Origin of the sequence: Kitasatospora sp. LaBMicrA B282 (genome assembly GCF_050325825.1) — a bacterium.
GTDB lineage: Bacteria > Actinomycetota > Actinomycetes > Streptomycetales > Streptomycetaceae > Kitasatospora.
Genome location: NZ_JBNQTI010000102.1, coordinates 13681 through 31589 on the forward strand (window position 1 = coordinate 13681; position 17909 = coordinate 31589).

The 17909-nt window shown below is 75.5% G+C and carries 12 protein-coding genes; 5 read left to right on the top strand and 7 right to left on the bottom strand.

All coding sequences use genetic code 11. The annotated features are described in order from the left end of the window. Positions 1 to 170: 170 nt before the first annotated feature. The gene (locus tag ACQRUO_RS25305) at positions 171 to 461 is read left to right on the top strand and encodes an MTH1187 family thiamine-binding protein (protein ID WP_428318349.1); all 291 of its coding nucleotides are present in this window, start codon (positions 171 to 173) and stop codon (positions 459 to 461) included. A 78-nt stretch (positions 462 to 539) separates the two neighbouring features. On the opposite strand, the gene ACQRUO_RS25310 is transcribed toward ACQRUO_RS25305, so the two are convergent. Further along, a complete protein-coding gene (locus tag ACQRUO_RS25310; protein WP_428318360.1) occupies positions 540 to 1463 on the bottom strand; it encodes an amidohydrolase family protein in 924 nt (307 codons plus the stop codon). A gap of 185 nt (positions 1464 to 1648) precedes the next feature. Between ACQRUO_RS25310 and ACQRUO_RS25315 the strand changes: the two genes are divergently transcribed. Together ACQRUO_RS25315 and ACQRUO_RS25320 are read left to right on the top strand one after the other, a co-directional pair. Beyond that, positions 1649 to 2884, top strand: coding sequence for a beta-ketoacyl-[acyl-carrier-protein] synthase family protein (locus ACQRUO_RS25315; RefSeq protein ID WP_428318350.1), 1236 nt, complete (start codon positions 1649 to 1651; stop codon positions 2882 to 2884). Positions 2885 to 3073: 189 nt separating this feature from the next. Then, a complete protein-coding gene (locus tag ACQRUO_RS25320) occupies positions 3074 to 4099 on the top strand; it encodes a hypothetical protein (protein ID WP_428318351.1) in 1026 nt (341 codons plus the stop codon). Positions 4100 to 4114: 15 nt separating this feature from the next. Here the strand turns inward: ACQRUO_RS25320 and ACQRUO_RS25325 are convergent, their stop codons facing one another. Further along, positions 4115 to 4627 carry a MarR family winged helix-turn-helix transcriptional regulator gene (locus ACQRUO_RS25325; RefSeq protein ID WP_428318352.1) on the bottom strand — a complete coding sequence of 171 codons (513 nt, stop codon included), beginning with the start codon at positions 4625 to 4627 and terminating at the stop codon, positions 4115 to 4117. Positions 4628 to 4725: 98 nt separating this feature from the next. Here ACQRUO_RS25325 and ACQRUO_RS25330 point away from each other — a divergent pair, with 98 nt between their 5' ends. Further along, on the top strand, positions 4726 to 5997 hold the full coding sequence (locus ACQRUO_RS25330) for an MFS transporter (protein WP_428318353.1): 1272 nt from the start codon (positions 4726 to 4728) through the stop codon (positions 5995 to 5997). Positions 5998 to 6004: 7 nt separating this feature from the next. Here the strand turns inward: ACQRUO_RS25330 and ACQRUO_RS25335 are convergent, their stop codons facing one another. From ACQRUO_RS25335 to ACQRUO_RS25355, 5 genes are all read right to left on the bottom strand, one after another. Then, positions 6005 to 6295 carry a hypothetical protein gene (locus tag ACQRUO_RS25335; RefSeq protein ID WP_428318354.1) on the bottom strand — a complete coding sequence of 97 codons (291 nt, stop codon included), beginning with the start codon at positions 6293 to 6295 and terminating at the stop codon, positions 6005 to 6007. Between the two features lie 131 nt (positions 6296 to 6426). Beyond that, a complete protein-coding gene (locus ACQRUO_RS25340; RefSeq protein ID WP_428318355.1) occupies positions 6427 to 6954 on the bottom strand; it encodes a GNAT family N-acetyltransferase in 528 nt (175 codons plus the stop codon). 259 nt (positions 6955 to 7213) lie between these two features. Next, positions 7214 to 8476 carry an MFS transporter gene (locus ACQRUO_RS25345; protein WP_428318356.1) on the bottom strand — a complete coding sequence of 421 codons (1263 nt, stop codon included), beginning with the start codon at positions 8474 to 8476 and terminating at the stop codon, positions 7214 to 7216. 134 nt (positions 8477 to 8610) lie between these two features. Further along, positions 8611 to 9096: an RNA polymerase sigma factor gene (locus ACQRUO_RS25350; RefSeq protein ID WP_428318361.1), complete on the bottom strand. Its 486-nt coding sequence runs from the start codon at positions 9094 to 9096 to the stop codon at positions 8611 to 8613. A 110-nt stretch (positions 9097 to 9206) separates the two neighbouring features. Next, positions 9207 to 10478: a phthiocerol/phthiodiolone dimycocerosyl transferase family protein gene (locus tag ACQRUO_RS25355; protein ID WP_428318357.1), complete on the bottom strand. Its 1272-nt coding sequence runs from the start codon at positions 10476 to 10478 to the stop codon at positions 9207 to 9209. A 554-nt stretch (positions 10479 to 11032) separates the two neighbouring features. Between ACQRUO_RS25355 and ACQRUO_RS25360 the strand changes: the two genes are divergently transcribed. After that, positions 11033 to 17909, top strand: a 6877-nt coding sequence (locus ACQRUO_RS25360) for an amino acid adenylation domain-containing protein (RefSeq protein ID WP_428318358.1), incomplete at its 3' end; no start/stop codon positions are given.

Here is a 17909-nt window from a genome sequence, read left to right on the forward strand (position 1 = left end):
CGGCAACTGGCCGGCCGACTCCGCGCAGGCCCGGATCTGCCGTGGTGTGTACGGCAGCTGACGCCGACGAACCGACGGAGGCGGTCGGCGGGCCGCGCCGGGGCGTGTGACAGCATGCAGGTGATCGTCCGCCGCCAGGCTCCGCCCTGCCACGCACCCCCGGAGGAACCGTGATCGCCGCCTTCAGCGTCACCCCGCTCGGTATCGGTGAGGACGTCGCCGAGGCGGTCGCCGCCGCCGTCAGGGTGGTCCGGGCCAGTGGCCTGCCCAACCGGACCGACGCCATGTTCACCTCGATCGAGGGCGAGTGGGACGAGGTGATGGCCGTGATCAAGGAAGCCGTGGCGGCGGTCAAGCCGTTCGCCAACCGGGTCAGCACGGTCATCAAGATCGACGACCGTGCCGGGGTGACGGACGGTCTGACCCGCAAGGTGGAGTCGCTGGAGCGCCACCTGGCCTAGGAGGGTCTTCGAGCTCCCGTCGTCCGCCCGGAGGGCCGCCACGGCGGCGCCCCGCAGGCGGGAGTTCGACGGCAGTCCCTAACTGCCGGAGCCCGGCAGGGCGAAGAGTCGGGCGGCGTTGTCGTGGCAGACCGCGCGCAGCCAGGCGTCGCCGAGGTCCAGTCGGGCCAGCACGTCCAGCGCGTGGTGGTAGCGGTAGGGGATGTTCGGGTAGTCGGTGCCGAGCAGGATCCGGTCCTGCAGTGCCGACAGGCGCGGGCGCAGCGCGGCCGGGAAGGGTGCCGCCTGCTCGGCGAAGTCGGTGAACGCCATCGTGGTGTCCAGGTGCACGGCCGGGTGGCGCTCGGCGAGGTCGAGGAAGCCGGTGTACTCGGGCATGCCGAGGTGGGCCACGATCAGCGGCAGCCGCGGGTGGCGGTCCAGGACCGCGCCGATCGGGCCCGGGCCGGTGAAGCGGCCGGCGGCCGGTCCCGAGCCGCAGTGGGTGACCACCGGGATGCCGCGGTCCGCCAGCAGGCCCCAGACCCCGTCCAGCAGCGGGTCGGTCGGGTCGTAGTCGCCGACCTGCAGGTGGGCCTTGAAGATCCGGGCGCCCGCATCCACCGCGGCGGCGACGTAGCGCTCGGCCCCGGGCTCGGGGTAGAAGGTCGCGGTGTGCAGGCAGTCCGGGGTCTCGGCCGCGAACTCGCCCGCCCAGGTGTTCAGCCACTCGGCCATGCCCGCCTTGTGCGGGTAGAGCAGCGAGCTGAACGCCCGGACGCCGAAGCCACGCAGCACGGCGAGCCGCGCCGCCGCGTCCGCGCGGTAGGTGATCGGCCACTCGCGGCCGACCAGCGGTCCGGCCCGGTCGAAGTAGTCCCAGACCTTGGCGAGCACGTTCTCCGGCATGAAGTGGGTGTGCACGTCGATCAGGCCGGGGAGACCGAGGCCCTGCCAGAAGGCCCTGACCTGCGCGGCCTCGGCGGCAGTGGCGGCCGAGGAGGCGGCGGTGGGGGTCGGCAGGGCGGCGAACGGCGACGACGACGGCACGGCGGGACCGGACGGCGATGGCAGCGGGAGAGTCACCGCCCCAACCTACCGACTGGTAGCCGGCGCGTCCCATCCCGCTCGGTCAGCACGCGAGAGCTGCCGGATTGTTGAAGGAAATCATGCGCATGCCAGATCGCCGAGCGAAGGGGAACCGAAGCATGATTCCGAAGACGGCCTGCACGGCTGCGGTGGCGGTGACCGGCCTGGGCGCGACGACGCCGCTGGGCGGCGACGTGGCGACGACCTGGGCGGCCCTGCTGGCCGGCGAGTCCGGGGTCAGGGCGCTCGACGAGGAGTGGCCGCCCGAAGTGCCGGTGCGGATCGCCGCCCGGCTGCGGGTCGAGCCCGCGCAGGTGCTGGACCGGGTGGTGCTGCGCCGCCTCGACCGGGCGCAGCAGGCGGCCCTGATCGCCGCCCGGGAGGCCTGGACCGCGGCCGGCCGGCCCGAGGTCGACCCGGACCGGCTCGCGGTTGTGATCGGCACCGCGGTCGGCGGCGTGCTCACCGTCCTCGGCCAGGACGACGTCCTGGAGACGGCCGGGGCGCGCAGGATCTCGCCGTACGCCGTCCCGATGATGATGCCGAACGGGTCCGCCGCCACGGTCAGCATCGAACTGGGCGCCCGCGGCGGCGCCTTCACCCCCGCCAGCTCCTGCGCCGCCGGGGCCGAGGCGCTCGCCACCGGCCTGGACCTGATCCGGCAGGGCCGGGCCGACGTGGTGCTCGCCGGCGGCGCGGAGGCCTGCATCCACCCGCTGCCGGTCAGCGCGTTCGCTCAGGCCAGGGTGCATTCCAGGCGCAACGACGCGCCGGCGGCCGCCTCCCGCCCGTTCGACCGCGCACGCGACGGCCTGGTGTTCGGCGAGGGCGCGGCGGTGCTGGTGCTGGAGCGCGCCGAGTTCGCCGCCGCCCGCGGCGCCCGGGTGCACGCCGAACTCGCCGGTGCGGCGGTCACCTCCGACGCCCACCACATCACCACGGGCAGCACGCCGGGCCAGGTACGGGCGATCCGGCGGGCGCTGGCCGACGCCGGCGTGACGCCGCGGCAGATCGAGCTGGTGCACGCACATGCGACCGCCACCGAGCTGGGCGACCTGATCGAGGCCCGGTCCATCGCGGAGGCGGTCGGCACCCACCCGGCGGTGACGGCGACCAAGTCGATGACGGGCCATCTGTTCGGCGCCGCCGGTGCTCTGGGCGCGCTGGTCACGGTGCTCGGGGTGCGCGAGGGCATCGCGCCGATCACCCGGAACCTGGAGGAACTCGACCCCCGGGTGCCGCTCGACGTGGTGGCGGGCGAGCCGCGCCGCGGGGCGTTCCGGGCGGCGCTGGCGAACGCGTTCGGTTTTGGCGGGCACAACGCGGCGCTGGTGTTCACCAAGGCGGCCGGGTAGCGCCGGGGCGGCGGGCGGGGTGGCGCCAAGGGCGGCGCAGGCTCGGCTGATCCGGTGGCGGGCGGGCCTCGCGCGGCGGGGACGGCCGGCACAGCGGTACCGGTGTGGGGATAGTGGCCCATGGAACGAGGCGGGCTAGGCGGGCGAGGCGAGTGGACCGGGTGGCCGACCGCGGTCGGGCGACGGGCCTTGCTGGCCGGTGGGGCGGCCGCCGTGCTGGCCGGATGCGGCGGCGGCACCCGATCCGCCGCCGGCAGGGCCGCAACCGCACCCGCGACGCCAGGGCCGCCAGGGACGCCCGGAACCCCGGCAACACCCGCGACGCCCGCGAGCCCGCCGAGCAGCGCTGCGGCGTCGACGACCGGGACCGCCGGGCTGCCCGCCACCACGGCCTGGACGCCCGGGCCCGGCGAGATCCAGCCGGACGTCAAGCTGCGCGCGGTACAGCTGATCGAGGCGCTCGGCGGGTGGCCGGCGGGCGGCGAAGGGACGGCCGCCGCACGTGCTCGGGTGGCCGGACTGGGCGGGGTGGACCCGGGGTTGGTGGACCAGGCGGGCCCGCTGCTGCCGACCGCCGAGCAGGCGGCGTTGCAGGTGATCGACGCGCAGTACGGCGGGATCCTGAGCGATGCGGCGAGCGTGCTGGTGGTCTGCGACCAGTGGACGGTGGCCGGCCCGGGCGCCCCGGTGGTCCCCGGCGGCACCACGGTGGACGTGCGGCTGAGTGCCGCCAGCCCGCGGTGGACCGTGACCGCCCTGCACCCCGCGGCACCCGGCGGTCCGGCGGCCTCGCTCTCCGCCGCGGCGACCGCGGTCCTCGCCGACGAGCGGATCACCCTGCCGCCGGCCGCCCTCGCCGATGTGCGCAGCGGGCAGGTGCACGACACGGTGCTGCAGGCGATGCTGACGCTGGCGCAGAGCTACACGATGTCGATCAGCGTGATCCGCTCCGGCCATCCGCTGGACGTGTTCGGCACCGACCGGCCGAGCGACCATCCGCTGGGGCGGGCCTTCGACGTCTGGCGGATCAACGGGCGAGCCGTGGTGGATCCGACCACGCCGACCGGCTTGGTGGACGGGTTCATGCGGGCGGCGGCGGCCGCGGGCTCCTACAACGTGGGCGGGCCGCGGCAGCTGTCCGGCGGGACGACGCCCAACCAGTTCTTCTCGGACGCGACCCACCACGACCACGTGCACGTCGGGTTCAGCAGTTGAGGCCGGCGGCCGGGGTCAGCCCTGGTCGATCCGGAGCACGGCGCGGCGCAGCAGGTCGGAGAGCTGGCGGCGCTCGTCCGGGGTGAGGGCGGCGAGCAGACGGTGCTCCTCGGTGCCGACCGCGCCGATCGCCTCGCGCCAGGCCTGCCAGCCGGCGTCGGTGAGCTGGACGTCGACCCGGCGGCGGTCGGCCAGCGAGGGGGTGCGCCGGAGGTAGCCGCGGCGTTCCAGGGCTTCGAGCCGGCCGGTCACCGAGGCGGGCGCCAGGTCGAGGTCCTGGACCAGTTCGGAGGGGGTGGCGGCGCCCTTCCGCCCGGCCAGCGCGTGCAGCGTGTCGTACTCGTGCTTCTGCAGGTCGAAGTCGACCAGCGAGCGCTCGCGGAGCCGCTTCAGATGGCGGGTCAACGTCTGCATCCGGGTGATCGCGCCCTCGACGTCGGGGTCGAGGTCGGGCAGCACCGGGAGCCACCGCTCGACGTGGCGGTCGACGCTGTCGCGGGGCGGGCTCTCGGGCGGGTGGGGCTCCATGGGGTGATTCTAGGCGCGCTGCACCACCGCCGGAGCTGGCGCCGAGCCAGCTGATTTTTCGTTGACGAAAGTTTCGGTACCGAAATACTATCGCCGCCATGACGCACCCCCTGCGCAGTCGCGGCTTCCGGTTGCTCTTCATCGGTCGCACCATCTCCTCCGTCGGCGACGCCGTGGTGCCCGCCGCGCTGGCCATCGCGGTCACCCGGGCCACCGGCTCGGCGGCGGCGCTGGCCACCGTGCTCGGCTGTGCGATGCTCCCCCGGCTGGTGCTGCTGCCCATCGGCGGTGTGGCCGCCGACCGATGGGACGCCCGGCGGGTGGCCCTCACCACCGACCTGGTGCGCTGCCTGTGCCAGCTGCTGATCGGGCTCGACCTGCTCGGCAGCCGGCCCTCGATGGTCCAGCTCGCGCTCGCCTCGGCCGTCGGCGGGGCCGCCTCCGCCTTCGCGATGCCGACCCGGCTCCCGCTGGTGGCGGGCACCGTGGACGAAGCCGGCCGGCTCACCGCCAACGCGCTCACCGGCTCGGCCACCTCGCTGATCCAACTCTGCGGTCCGGCCGTGGCGGGGGCGCTGATCTACGGGGTCGGCGCGGGCTGGGCCTTCGTGCTGGACGCGGCCTCCTTCCTGGTGAGCGCGGTGCTGCTGACCCGGGTCCGGGTCCGGCGCACGCCGGTCGCCCGGCGCACCGTACTGGCCGACCTCGCCGAGGGCTGGGCGGAGGTGCGGTCGCGGGACTGGTACTGGAGCAGCCTGGTGGCGCACTCGGTGTGGAACGGGGCGGCGGCCGTGCTGGCCACCCTCGGACCGCTGGTCGCCGCCCGCCGGCTGGGCGGTGACGGGGCCTGGCTCGCCACCCTGGAGGCGGGCGCCGTGGGGCTGACCGTGGGCTCGCTGCTCGCCGGGCGGCTGACCCCGCGTCGACCGGTGCTGGTCGGCAACCTGGTGCTGGCGACCTACGCACTTCCCCTGGTGCTGCTCGCCCTGACCGCTCCGGTACCGCTGCTGGTCACCGGTTACGCGGTGGCGATGGGCTCGCTCGGATTCCTCAACCCGGTCTGGCAGACGGCGGTGCAGCAGCACATTCCGGCCGCGGTGCTGGCCCGGGTCAGCTCGTACGACTGGCTGCTGTCGCTGGCGGCCACCCCGGTCGGGTACGCGCTGACCCCGGTGGCCGCGGCCGCCTGGGGCGACTCGGCTCCGCTGCTGATCGCGGCGGTGCTGGTGGCGGGCTGCTGTCTGGGCACCGCCGCGGTGCCCGGGGTGCGGCGGATCTCCACGGGGGCGGCGGCCGGAGCGGCCGAGCACGGTGGTGCCGGCGCGGCCGGGGTGGTGGCACCGGCCGCGCCCACGGGGATCGGACGGTAGCGCCCGGTCAGCGCCAGCGGCGGGTCCGCGGCGGCGGCGCGTCCATGATCTCGGGGTTCGCCATGAAGAAGAGCAGGTGGCCGCAGCCGCGGCAGGCCAGCGTCTCCACCCCGCTCTTGCGGGAGAACATCCGTCCCGGCACGAAGACCCGCACCAGCAGCCGGCCGGTCCGGTCGGTGTGCGGGTCCACCTCCACCTCGCGCAGCTCGCCCGCGCAGAGCGGGCAGGCCGCCGGCGCCCGGTAGGTCGAGCCGTCCGCCGGCCACTCGTCCTCGGTGCCGGAATCCGGTTGCTGCACTTTCTACCCCCCACGTCGTACGTTCGCCGCCCGGTCGCCGGTCGGCCCTGGTCGTGCAGGGTAGTCCTGCCGCGTGCGAACGGCACCGGGTGGGGTGGGGTCGCAGGGGGTGCGCGGGTGCGCGGGGCCGCTCACTCGGCGGGGGTGAGCTCCGCCGCCAGCAGGTCCATCAGCAGGCCGTCGTGCCACTCGCCGTCGGCGCCGCGCTCGTAACGGCGCATCACGCCGACCGGCCGGAAGCCGACCTTCTGGTAGCAGCGGATCGCTGCGGCGTTGTCGGCGGCGGGATCGATCACCAGCCGGTGGTGGCCGTGGGCGGTGATCAGGTGGCGGGCCAGGGTGCGCACCGCATCCGTGCCCAGGCCGCGCCCGTGCAGCGCGGGGTCGAGGTAGATGTCGATGCTCGCGTGCCGGTACTCCGGCTCGCTCTCCTCGGACCACTGGATCGCCCCGGCCACCTCGCCCTGGTGGACGATGACCAGCGGGTGGCTGTCGGGCTCGGCGAGGTCCTCGGCGACGGCGGCTTCGAGGTCCGGGCCGCCGCGCCAGCGCCGGTACACCTCCGGGGTGCGGCGGATCGCGGCGAGGGCCGGGATGTCCGCACCGGTGACCGGGCGCAGCAGCACCCGGGCACCGTGCAGGGTCGATGATTCGGGCATGTCCTGACGCTCCCTCAGCTGGGGCGGGCGGTCCGACCCACCGGTCGGACGGGGGCCGGCGGCTCCCTCCCATCCAACTCCAGCCTCGCGCGTTCGGCGCGTCGGCGCGGGTAGGCGCGGGTGGGCGGGCGCGAGCGGGTCGGGCGAGCGCGGGTCGGGCGAGCGCGGGCGGGTCGGTCAGCCAAGGCCGCCCGGGTCAGGCCGGGCCGATGCCGACCAGCGACCCCCTCCCCGGGCGGGCCGGGAATCCGCGGTGCGGTCAGGCGACCCCGCGGATCCGGCCGACCAGGACGGCGGCGAGCAGGGTCACCAGCGCGGTCACCAGGTAGAGGCCCAGGTAGCCGCCGAGGTGGGCGACGACCGGGGCGGCCAGTGCCGGGGCGAGCACCTGCGGCCCGGCGTTGGCGATGTTGATCACGCCCAGGTCCTTGGCCCGGTCGGCGGCGGCCGGCAGCACCTGGGTGACCAGGGCCTGATCCACCGCCAGGTAGATCCCGTACCCGGCCCCCAGCAGCAGCAGCGCGGCCGCCACGGTGGCGGGCCAGCTGTGCAGCAGCGCGAGCAGCACCGCGGCGGCGGCCATCACCAGGCAGGAAAGCACCACCGGCGCGCGGCGCCGCCCGGTGCGGTCGGAGACCACGCCCGCCGGGATCGCGGTGAGCAGCGCGGCGAGGGTGTAGAGCGCGGTGAGGATCAGCACGCCCTGGTCCGGGGCCGGATAGTGGACCGCGTCGGTCAGGTAGTAGAGCAGGTAGAGGGTGCCGATCGCGTTCCCCAGGTTGATCAGGAAGCGGGTCAGGAAGGCCCAGCCGAAGTCCGGGTGGCGGCGCGGGCTCACCCAGTAGCCGGCGAGCAGGGTGCGCGCTCGCAGCGGCGGGCGGGCAACGGCGGCCGCCTGCCTCGGTAGCGGCTCCGGGAAGAGCAGCACGAAGGGCAACGCCAGCAGCACCACGGCCGCCGCGGTCAGCGCGTAGCCGGAGCGGATCCCGGTCACCACGGTGGTGACCAGCAGGGCGCCGACCACCAGGCCCAGCGACTGGCTGATCCCGGTCCAGCCGGAGACCTGGGCGCGTTGGGCGAGCGGCACCTGGTCGGCGACCGGGGCGGTGACGCCGGCCAGCATCACGTTCAGCCCGGTCTGGCTCAGCGCCCAGCCGGCGGTGATCGCGACCGGGCCGCGCTGGGCGCCGGTGAGCAGCAGCCCGCCGGCGCCGAGCAGCGCGCCGGCCAGGATCCACGGCCGGCGCCGGCCGAACCGGCTGGTGGTCCGGTCGGACAGCGCCCCGGCCAGCGGGTTGACCAGCATCGCCACCAGCGCGCCGACCCCGGTCACCCAGGAGAGCAGGACGGCCTTGTGATCCGCGTCGACGTGGGCCAGTTGCTCGGGCAGCAGGATCTGGATCGGGGTGAAGAAGCCGAGGAAGACCGCGAGGTTGGCCAGGCTCAGCGCCCCGGTCCAGCGCGGCCGCACCGCCCGCTGCGGCTCGGTCGCGGCGACCACTGCTGCTGCCGCTGGCTGCATTCCCGGCTCTCCTCTCGAATGTGAGGAGACCTCATGTTAGTCGGGGAACGCCGGAGCACCAGGGGTCGCGCAGCAACTCGCCCGACCGGTCCGCGCAGCAACTCGCCGCCCCCGGAACGGAACCCGCCGGGCCGTCAGCAGACCGGCTGCGCCTCCCAGTGCGCCCGGAAGCTGCGCCGGGCGCGGTGCAGCCGGGACCGGACGGTGCCCACCGGAAGTTGGAGCAGCCGCGCGATCTCCTCCTCGGGCAGGCCCAGCACCCGCAGCGCGAGCACCTGCCGGTGCTGCCGGGAGAGCCGGTGCAGGATGTCGTCGATGTGCACCACGTCCAGCGGGTTGGCGTCCTGGGTGACCTCGGGCAGCACGTCCTCGCCGGCGGGGGCCGAGAGCTTGACCGCCCGGACCGCCTCCCGGACCGCGATCGCCCGCACCCAGCCGTAGAACGCCCCGGTGTCGCGCAGCCCGTGCACCCCGCGGTAGACCGCGAACAGCGCCTCCTGTGCGGCGTCCGGCCCGTGCCGGCGGGCGATCGGCGTGCAGACCCGGGAGACATAGGGGGCGATGTGCGCGATCAGGTCGTTGAGCGCCTGCCGGTCGCCTGCCTGGGCCCGGACCAGCAGCGCGGCGGCGGTGGCGGCCCGGTCCGGCTGCGCTGCCGACCCGGGCCGGGCCGCCCGCCCGCGCCCGCTCGTCGTCGGGTCGCCGGCCGCGGCACGGACCTCGGTCGTCGTCAAGACGCAGCTCCCCCGCTCGGCCCGGCGGGCGCCGCGAGGTCGAGGAGCAGGTGCCGCACCTCGTCCCGGAAGCCCGCCATGAAGGTGTCGGTGTAGCACTCGGTCCAGTACGGGAACTCCACCGCGAGCCGCCCGTCGAAGGTGGTCACGCAGGCCATCAGCGGGCTGCGGCCGGCCTGCGGGAAGTACTGCTCGCGGGCCGGCACCAGCCGCAGCTCCCGGAGCTCCAGGCCGGCGGGCAACGGCGGGGGTGGGACCGCTCCCATGTTGGTGGCGATCACCGTGGCGGCCAGCAGCGGCGGGAACTCCGGCACCCGGGGCATGATCCGCACCTCCAGCAGCGGCTGCCCGGCGGCCACCGCCGCGCGCAGCCCGCCGGTCACCTCGCCGGCCAGCGCGAGCAGGTCGCCGTCGGGGGCGACCTCGAACGCCTGGGCGTGCGAGGTGACCGCGGCGACCATCACCTCGCGCGGCAGCGGCTCGGCCAGCCGGGAGCGCAGGTCGACCGGCGAGAGGCAGCCGAGGGTGCGCGCACCCTCGCCGGGCAGCCGCCGCCGGGCGGTGACCAGCAGCGCCGCCGCCAGCAGCCCCTGGACGGAGACCCCGGCGGTGGCCGCGGCCCGGCGCAGGTCGGCGGTCGGCCCGGCCGCCAGCACCAGCCGGGCCACCTCGATCCGGCCGCCGGTGGCCGTCCCCGCTGCGTCGTAGGGCAACAACTCGACCGGGCGGGAGCGGACTTCGGCCACCCGGCGGTCGAAGTACCGGTCCGCCTCGGCAGCGGGGCAGGGCGGCAGCAACTCGCTCAGCGGTGCCGGCCATTCGGTGCGGTAGGGCTCGGGAGCGGTGTCGGGAGCCGCGAGCAGTTCGGCGTAGCGCTCCCAGAGGGCGTGGTGCAGCGCGATGGCGCTGTGCCCGTCGATGATGGCGTGGTCGATGGCGAGCACCACGGTGTCGCTCTCAGGACCGCACAGCAGCGTCGCGCGGGCCAACGGACCGCCCACCGGCAGCGGGGAGTTGAGCTCCTGCGGGTATCCGTCGCCGGTGTCCTCGCGGACCACCAGGCGGGGCGGGGCGTCCAGTTCCTGCAGGACGAAGCCGGCCTCCTCGCGGGCGATCCGGCAGCGCAGCGGCGGATGCTTGGCGGTCAGGTCCGCGAAGGCGGCGCCGAGCAGCTGCGGGTCGACCCCGCCGGCCACCGTGCAGGAGACGACGGCCCGGCTCCGCTGGGCGACGTAGAGCGTTTCCACCGGGCATAGCAAGCGCTGCATGACTGAACCTTTCGAAACGGCTTTTCCGTACGGCCTTCCCGCCGATATCGCGGTGGCTCGCCACCCGCCGTGCCGCGCAGCATGCTTCGTTCCCCCGGTGGCTGCTGCGGACCCGCAGAACGGGAATGCGCACTTCAGCATTACACCCGCCCAGGAGTGCGCCAAGCGACTCCGGCCGACATGGCCGAAATCGCGTCGTCCGATACGTTATCGGCCAACTACGCAGCGTTGTGGGAGAGCAGGGTTCCACATCTCAGCTGGCGAGACGGCTTATTTGTCCCGATTTGCCGTGAACTACCGGCCAGTCAGTTGACCTTGACTACTCAACGCCAGCTCATGATGATGAGGTGTAATTGCCCGTCGGTGACAACGGTTTCACCGGGGCGACACACCGGCGGCGGACCGGATCCACCTGCACCCCGCGCCCTTTCATCCACCTTTTCTCCGAGGCCTGCCCCAGGCATTCACCTCGGCTTTTCCCGGCTGTGCCGCGACGGTGTCCGGCCGTGCCCGATTGGTATCCCCCGTGATTCTTCGCGCTGAAGGTTGGTGCCATGTCAGTCCATGAGGAAGAACTCCGTCCGCTGTCCGGCGCCCAGGAGGGGATCTGGTTCGCCCAGCGGCTCGATCCGGCCAACGGCGCGTACAACACCGGCGAGTACGTGGAGATTCACGGCTGCATCGACCCGGCGCTCTTCGAGACCGCGCTGCGCCGCACCGTGGCGGAGGCGCAGACCTTCGCGCTGCGCCTGCGCGACACCCCGGACGGGCCTTGCTGCGTGCTGCCCGCCGAGCCGGCGCCGTGGCCGCTGCACCGGCTCGACCTGACCACGGAACCCGACCCGCAGGCCGCGGCCGAAGCCTGGATCGGTGCCCAACTCAGCACTGCCGTGGACCTGGAGAGCGGCCCGCTGTTCAGCCACGCGCTGCTCACCCTGGCCGCCGACCGCTCCTTCTGGTTCCTGCGCGCCCACCACGTGCTGCTCGACGGCTACAGCTACAAGCTGGTGGCCCGCCGCCTGGCCGAGACCTACACCGCCCTGGCCGCGGGCCACGAGGTCCCGCCCAACCCGTTCGGCCCGATCGGCGCCCTGCTGGAGGCCGACGCCGCCTACCGCTCGTCCGAGCGCCACACCCGCCACCGCGCCTACTGGTCCGAGCAGTTCGCCGAGCCGCCGACTCCGGTCCGACTGACCGAGCGGAGCGCGCCGGCCGCCTACCCGTTCCGCCGCCGCACCACCGACCTGACCGACACCGCCCGCCTGACGGCGGCCGCCGAGCGGTTCGGCGCCGCCCGCACCGACCTGCTGGTGGCCGCGGTCGCCGCCTACCTGCACCGGGTGACCGGCGCCGCGGAGGTGGTGCTCGGCGTGGCCACCATGAGTCGGCTGGGCTCGGCCGCGCTGCGCACCCCGAGCACCACCTCCGACATCCTGCCGCTGCGCGTCGACCTCACCCCCGGCACCACCGTGGGCGAGCTGGTCGGCCAAGTCGCGCACCGGCTGGCCGGGTTGCGCCGCCACCAGGAGTACCGCGGCGAGTACCTGCGCCGCGACCTGGGGCTGCTCGGCCCCGGACAGCGGCTGTACGGGCCGGTGGTCAACCTGATCCCGTTCACCGAGGACCTGCACTTCGGCGAGCACCCCTGCACCTCGCACCACCTGACCGGCGGCGCCGTCGAGGACCTGCAGATCAACGTGCGCCCCGCGGAGCACGGGCCCGGGCTCTGGCTGGCCTTCGACGCCAACCCCGAGGCCTACACCGAGGACGAGTTGACGCAGCATCAGCAGCGCTTCCTGCACCTGCTGGAGCAGCTGACGGCCGCCGGGTCCGACCTGCCGCTGGCCCGCACCACGCTGCGGCTGCCGCACGAGCCGGCCCCCGAACTCGCGCCCGCGCCACCGCTGCCCGCCGCCATGGCCGAGGCCGCGGCCGCCACCCGCGGCACGCTGCCGGCCGGGTTCGAGGAGCAGGCCGCACGCACCCCGCTGGCGCCGGCCGTCACCGACGCCCACGGCACGCTGGGCTACGCCGAGCTCAACGCCCGGGCCAACCGGCTGGCCCGCCTGCTGGCCGCCCGCGGCGCCGGCCCGGGACGGCTGGTGGCGCTGGCCCTGCCGCGCACCGCCGAGTTGGTCACCGCCCTGCTCGCGGTGCTCAAGACCGGCGCCGGCTACCTGCCGCTGGACCCGGGCCAACCCGCCGAGCGGCTGCGCCTGGTGACCGAGGACGCCGCGCCGCTGCTCACCGTCACCGAGCCGGGGTCCACCGAGCGCCTGCCCGGCACCGACCACCCGCCCGTGGTGCTCGGCGCCCCGGAGACCGAACGCGAGCTGGCCGGGCTCGCCGCCACCGACCTCACCGACGCCGACCGCACCGCCCCGCTCACCGCGGACGCCGTCGCCTACGTCATCCACACCTCCGGGTCGACCGGCCGGCCCAAGGGCGTGCCGATCCCGCACCGCAACGTGCTGCGGCTGTTCACCACCGCCGCCGAGCAGTTCGCCTTCGGCGCCACCGACGTGTGGACGCTCTTCCACTCCTACGCCTTCGACTTCTCGGTCTGGGAGCTGTGGGGCGCGTTGCTGCACGGCGGCCGCCTGGTCGTGGTGCCCCACGAGGTCTCGCGAGCACCGCAGGAGTTCCTGGCGCTGCTGCGGCGCGAGCGGGTCACCGTGCTCAGCCAGACCCCCTCGGCCTTCCGGCAGCTGGTGCAGGCCGACGCGGAGCAGCCGGCGCAGCCCACCGCGCTGCGCTACGTGGTCTTCGGCGGCGAGGCCCTGGAGGCCGCGCACCTGCGGCCCTGGCTGGACCGCTACGGGGACCGGCAGCCGGCCCTGGTCAACATGTACGGCATCACCGAGACCACGGTGCACGTCACCCACCACCGGGTGACCCGGGAGCAGGCCACCGCCGCGAGCCCGCCGAGCACCGTCGGCCGCCCGCTCGCCGACCTGCGGGTCCACCTGCTCGACCACTGCCTGCAGCCGGTGCCGCCGGGCGCGGTGGGCGAGATGTACGTCGCCGGCCCCGGGCTGGCCCCCGGCTACCTGCAGCGGCCGGGCCTGAGCGCGCAGCGCTTCGTCGCCGACCCGTTCGGCGCCCCCGGCACACTCATGTACCGCACCGGCGACCTGGCCCGCCGCGCGGCGGACGGCGCCCTGGAGTACCGCGGCCGGGCCGACCAGCAGGTCAAGATCCGCGGCTTCCGGATCGAGCCGGGCGAGGTCGAGGCCGCCCTGGTCGGTCACCCCGCCGTCGCCCAGGCCGCCGTGGTGGCCCGCACGGTGGCCGACGACCGGGTGCTGGTGGCCTATGCGGTGCCCGCCGCCGGCGAACGGCCCGAGCCGGGCGCGCTGCGCGCCCACCTGGCCGCGCTGCTGCCGGAGCACCTGGTGCCGGCCGCCTGCGTGCTGCTGCCGGCCCTGCCGCTGACCGGCAACGGCAAGTTGGACCAGGCCGCGCTGCCGGCCCCGGACTTCGCCGCCGCCGCGGGCGGCCGGGCCCCCGACACCGCCGAACAGGCCCTGGTCTGCCGGCTGTTCGAGGAGGTGCTGCGGCTGCCCGCGGGCAGCGTCGGCCGGGACGACAGCTTCTTCGCGCTCGGCGGCCACTCGCTGAGCGCCACCCGGCTGCTCTCCCGGCTGCGGCTGGAGACCGGACAACAGGTGGCGGTGGCGGCGCTGTTCAACGCCCCGACGCCGGCCGGGGTGGCCGCCGAGCTGACCCCGGAGGCGGGCGCGGCGCCGGCCCGCCCGCTGCTGGTCCCGGCCGAGCGGCCCGCCCGGCCGCCGCTCTCCCACGGGCAGGAGAGCATGTGGTTCCTGAACCGGATCGACGGCTCGGGCGCCACCTACAACATCCCGCTGGTGGTCCCGCTCGCCGGCGAGCTGGACCCCGCGGCCCTGCGCGCGGCGCTCGCCGACCTGAGCGACCGTCACGAGAGCCTGCGCACCCTGCTGGTCGAGGACCAGGGCCGGCCCTGGCAACGGATCCGGCCCGCCGGGGAGTCGGCGCCGCAGCTGACCGTGGTCGACTGCCCGCCCGCCGAGGTGCCCGCGCAGCTCGCCGCCACGCTCCGGCACCGCTTCGAGCTGGCCGCCGAACCGCCGCTGCACGCCTGGCTGCTGGGGACCGGAACGGCCCGCACCCTGGTGCTGGTGCTGCACCACAGCGCCGGCGACGGCTGGTCACTGCGCCCGCTGGCCGACGACCTGTCGGCGGCCTACGCGGCCCGGCTGGCCGGGCGGGCGCCGCAGCTGCCGCAGCTGCCGGTGCAGTACGCCGACTACGCGCTCTGGCAGCGCCGGCTGCTCACCGCGTCGCCGGACGGCGCCGGTCTGCTGGAGCGGCACCTGGCCTTCTGGCGCGAGGCGCTGGACGGGCTGCCGGCCGAGACCGCCCTGCCCACCGACCGGCCGCGCGGCACGGCGCCCGGCGCGAGCGGTGCCGCCCGCACGCTGACCGTGGACGCCGAGCTGCACCGGGCGCTGCTGCGGCTGGCCGCGGACGGCGACGCCAGCCTCTTCATGGTGCTCCAGGCCGCGCTCGGCGCCCTGCTCACCCGGTCCGGCGCCGGCGAGCTGACCGCGATCGGCACCCCCGTCGCGGGCCGCACCGACCCGGCGCTGGACGACCTGGTGGGCCTACTCACCAACACCCTGGTGCTGCGCACCGACGCCTCCGGCGACCCGGACTTCCGCACCCTGCTGGCCCGCACCCGGACCTTCGACCTGGCCGCCTACGACCACCAGGACCTGCCCTTCCCGCTGCTGGTGGAGGCGCTCAACCCGCCCCGGCACCCGGCCCGGCACCCGCTCTTCCAGGTGATGCTGGCGCTGCAGAACGCCGGCGAGGCGGTGCTGCGGCTGGGCCCGACCGCGGCGCCGCTGCGGCCCACCGCGACCGGCACCGCCAAGTTCGACCTCTTCCTCGACGTGGTCGAGCGGCACGACGAGCAGGGCGCCCCGGCCGGCCTGGACTGCCACCTGGAGTACACCACCGAGCTGTTCGACGTCGCCACCGCCCAGGCCCTGGCCGAGGCGCTGCACCGGCTGCTGGCCGCGGTCGCCGCCGACCCCGGGCAGCGGCTCAACGCCCTGCCGGCACCCGAGCTGCACCCGGTGGCTGCCGGGGCGCCGCAGACCGCGGCGGAGCCGGATGCGCTGGAGCGCACGGCCCTGGCCACGGGCGGGCTGCGCGACGCGGCGGTGGCGACCGGGTCCGCCGCACCGGCGGAAGCGGCCGGAGCGGGCGAGCCGGTCGGGCTGCCGCGGCTGTTCGCGGTGCCCACCCGGCCGGGCGGCGCCGAGCAGGCCGCCCGGGCCGTCGGCGACGCCGCCCGGCTGACCGCGGTCGACGCCCTGCCGTACCGGGCCGACGGCACCCTGGACTCCGCCGCCCTGCTCGCCCTGCCCCCGCTGGACCGGGTGACCGCCGAGCACTGGCAGCAGCAGCTGGCCTCGCTGCCCGGGGTGCGCGCCGCGAGCGTCGAGCTGGAGGACGCACCCGAGGAGCTGGGCACCCGCCGCGCGGTCACCGACCGGCGGCACCCCGCCGCGCAGACCAAGGCCGACCCGACGGCCGGCGCGGACGCGCCACCGGCGATCAGCACCGGTCCCGAGCTGCCGGAGCCCACCGTGGACAGCTGGGCGGCGGCGCTGCGCCGGGCCGCCGCGGCCGGCGAGCACGCCGAGGTGGTGCACGTGCGCGCCGACGGCTCCGAAACGCGGCGCAGCTACGCCTCGCTGGTGCCGGAGGCCTCCCGGGTGCTGGGCGGGCTGCGGGCCCTGGGCCTGCGCCCCGGCGACCAGGTGATCCTCCAGTGCGAGGACACCGAGGACTACCTCGCCGCGCTCTGGGGCTGCATCCTGGGCGGCATCACGGCCGTACCGCTGACCGTGCCGGCCTCCTACCGGGCGGCCTCGGCGGCGGTGGCCAAGCTGGAGGGCATCTGGCAACTGCTGGGCCGCCCGCCGGTGCTCAGCTCCACGGCCGGCGCGCCGGGCCTGCACGAGCTGGCCGAGCGGCGCGGCTGGCCCGACCTGCGGCCGGTCACCGTGGCCGAGCTGCGCCAGGGCCCGGAGGACCTCGACTGGTACCGGGCGCAGCCGGACGACCTGCTGCTGATGCTGATGACCTCGGGCAGCACCGGCCTGCCCAAGGCGGTCCGGTTGACCCACCGCAACGTGCTGACCCGCTCGGCGGCGGCCGCGCTCACCAACGACCTGTCCGAGCGCGATGTCTCGCTCAACTGGATCCCGCTGGACCACGTGACCGGCGTGGTGATGTTCCACCTGCGCGACCTCTACCTGACCTGCCGGCAGGTGCACGCGCCCACCGGCTGGCTGCTCCAGGACCCGCTGCGCTGGCTGGAACTGGCCGACCGGCACCGGGTGAGCGTCACCTGGGCGCCCAACTTCGCGTTCGGCCTGGTGGCCGAGCACGCCGGGCGGATGGCCGGCCGGACCTGGGACCTGTCCCCCGTGCGGCTGGTGATGAACGCCGGCGAGGTGGTGGTGGCCGCCACCGCCCGCGGTTTCCTGCACGCGCTGCGCCCGTTCGGCCTGCCGCAGCACGTGATGCACCCCGGCTGGGGCATGTCGGAGACCTGCTCGGTGGTCACCGACGTGAGCCTGGCCGGCGAGCCGACCGGGGCCGACGAGTCCTTCGTCAGCTGCGGCCTGCCCTACCCGGGCTTCGCGATGCGGATCGTGGACGGCGAGGACCGGGTGCTCCGCGAGGGCGACGTCGGCCGGCTCCAGGTCCGCGGCACCTCGGTCACCTCGGGCTACCACGACAACGCCAAGGCCAACGCCGAGTCGTTCACCGCGGACGGCTGGTTCGACACCGGCGACCTGGCCTTCCTGCGCGCCGGCGAGCTGTACATCACCGGCCGGGCCAAGGACGTCATCATCGTCAACGGCGTCAACCACTACAGCCACGAGATCGAGGCCTGCGTCGAGCAGCTCGACTGCGTGGTGCGCAGCTTCACCGCCGCCGTGGCGGTGCGCCCGGACCCGGCGGCCGGCACCGACGAACTGGCGCTCTTCGTCCACCTGGCCGAAGGGGCGGACGCCGCCGCGGCGCTGCGCGAGATCCGCGGCCGGGTGACCCGGGAGATCGGGGTGAGCCCGGCGTACCTGCTGCCGATCGAGCCCGGCAGCATCCCCAAGACCGAGATCGGCAAGATCCAGCGCACCCAGCTGCGCCGGCGCTTCGAGGCGGGCGAGTTCGACCCGGTGCTGCGACGCGCCGAGGAGTTGCTGGGCACCGCCGCCACCGTGCCGGACTGGTTCCTGCGCCCGGTCTGGCAGCCGGCCCGCCCGCACCGGTCCCCGACCGGCGCCCCCGGCCACACCCTGGTGCTGGCCGGCGCCGGCGAGCGGGCCGGCGCGGTGGCCGCGCTGGTGGCCGCCGGGCTGCGGGCGG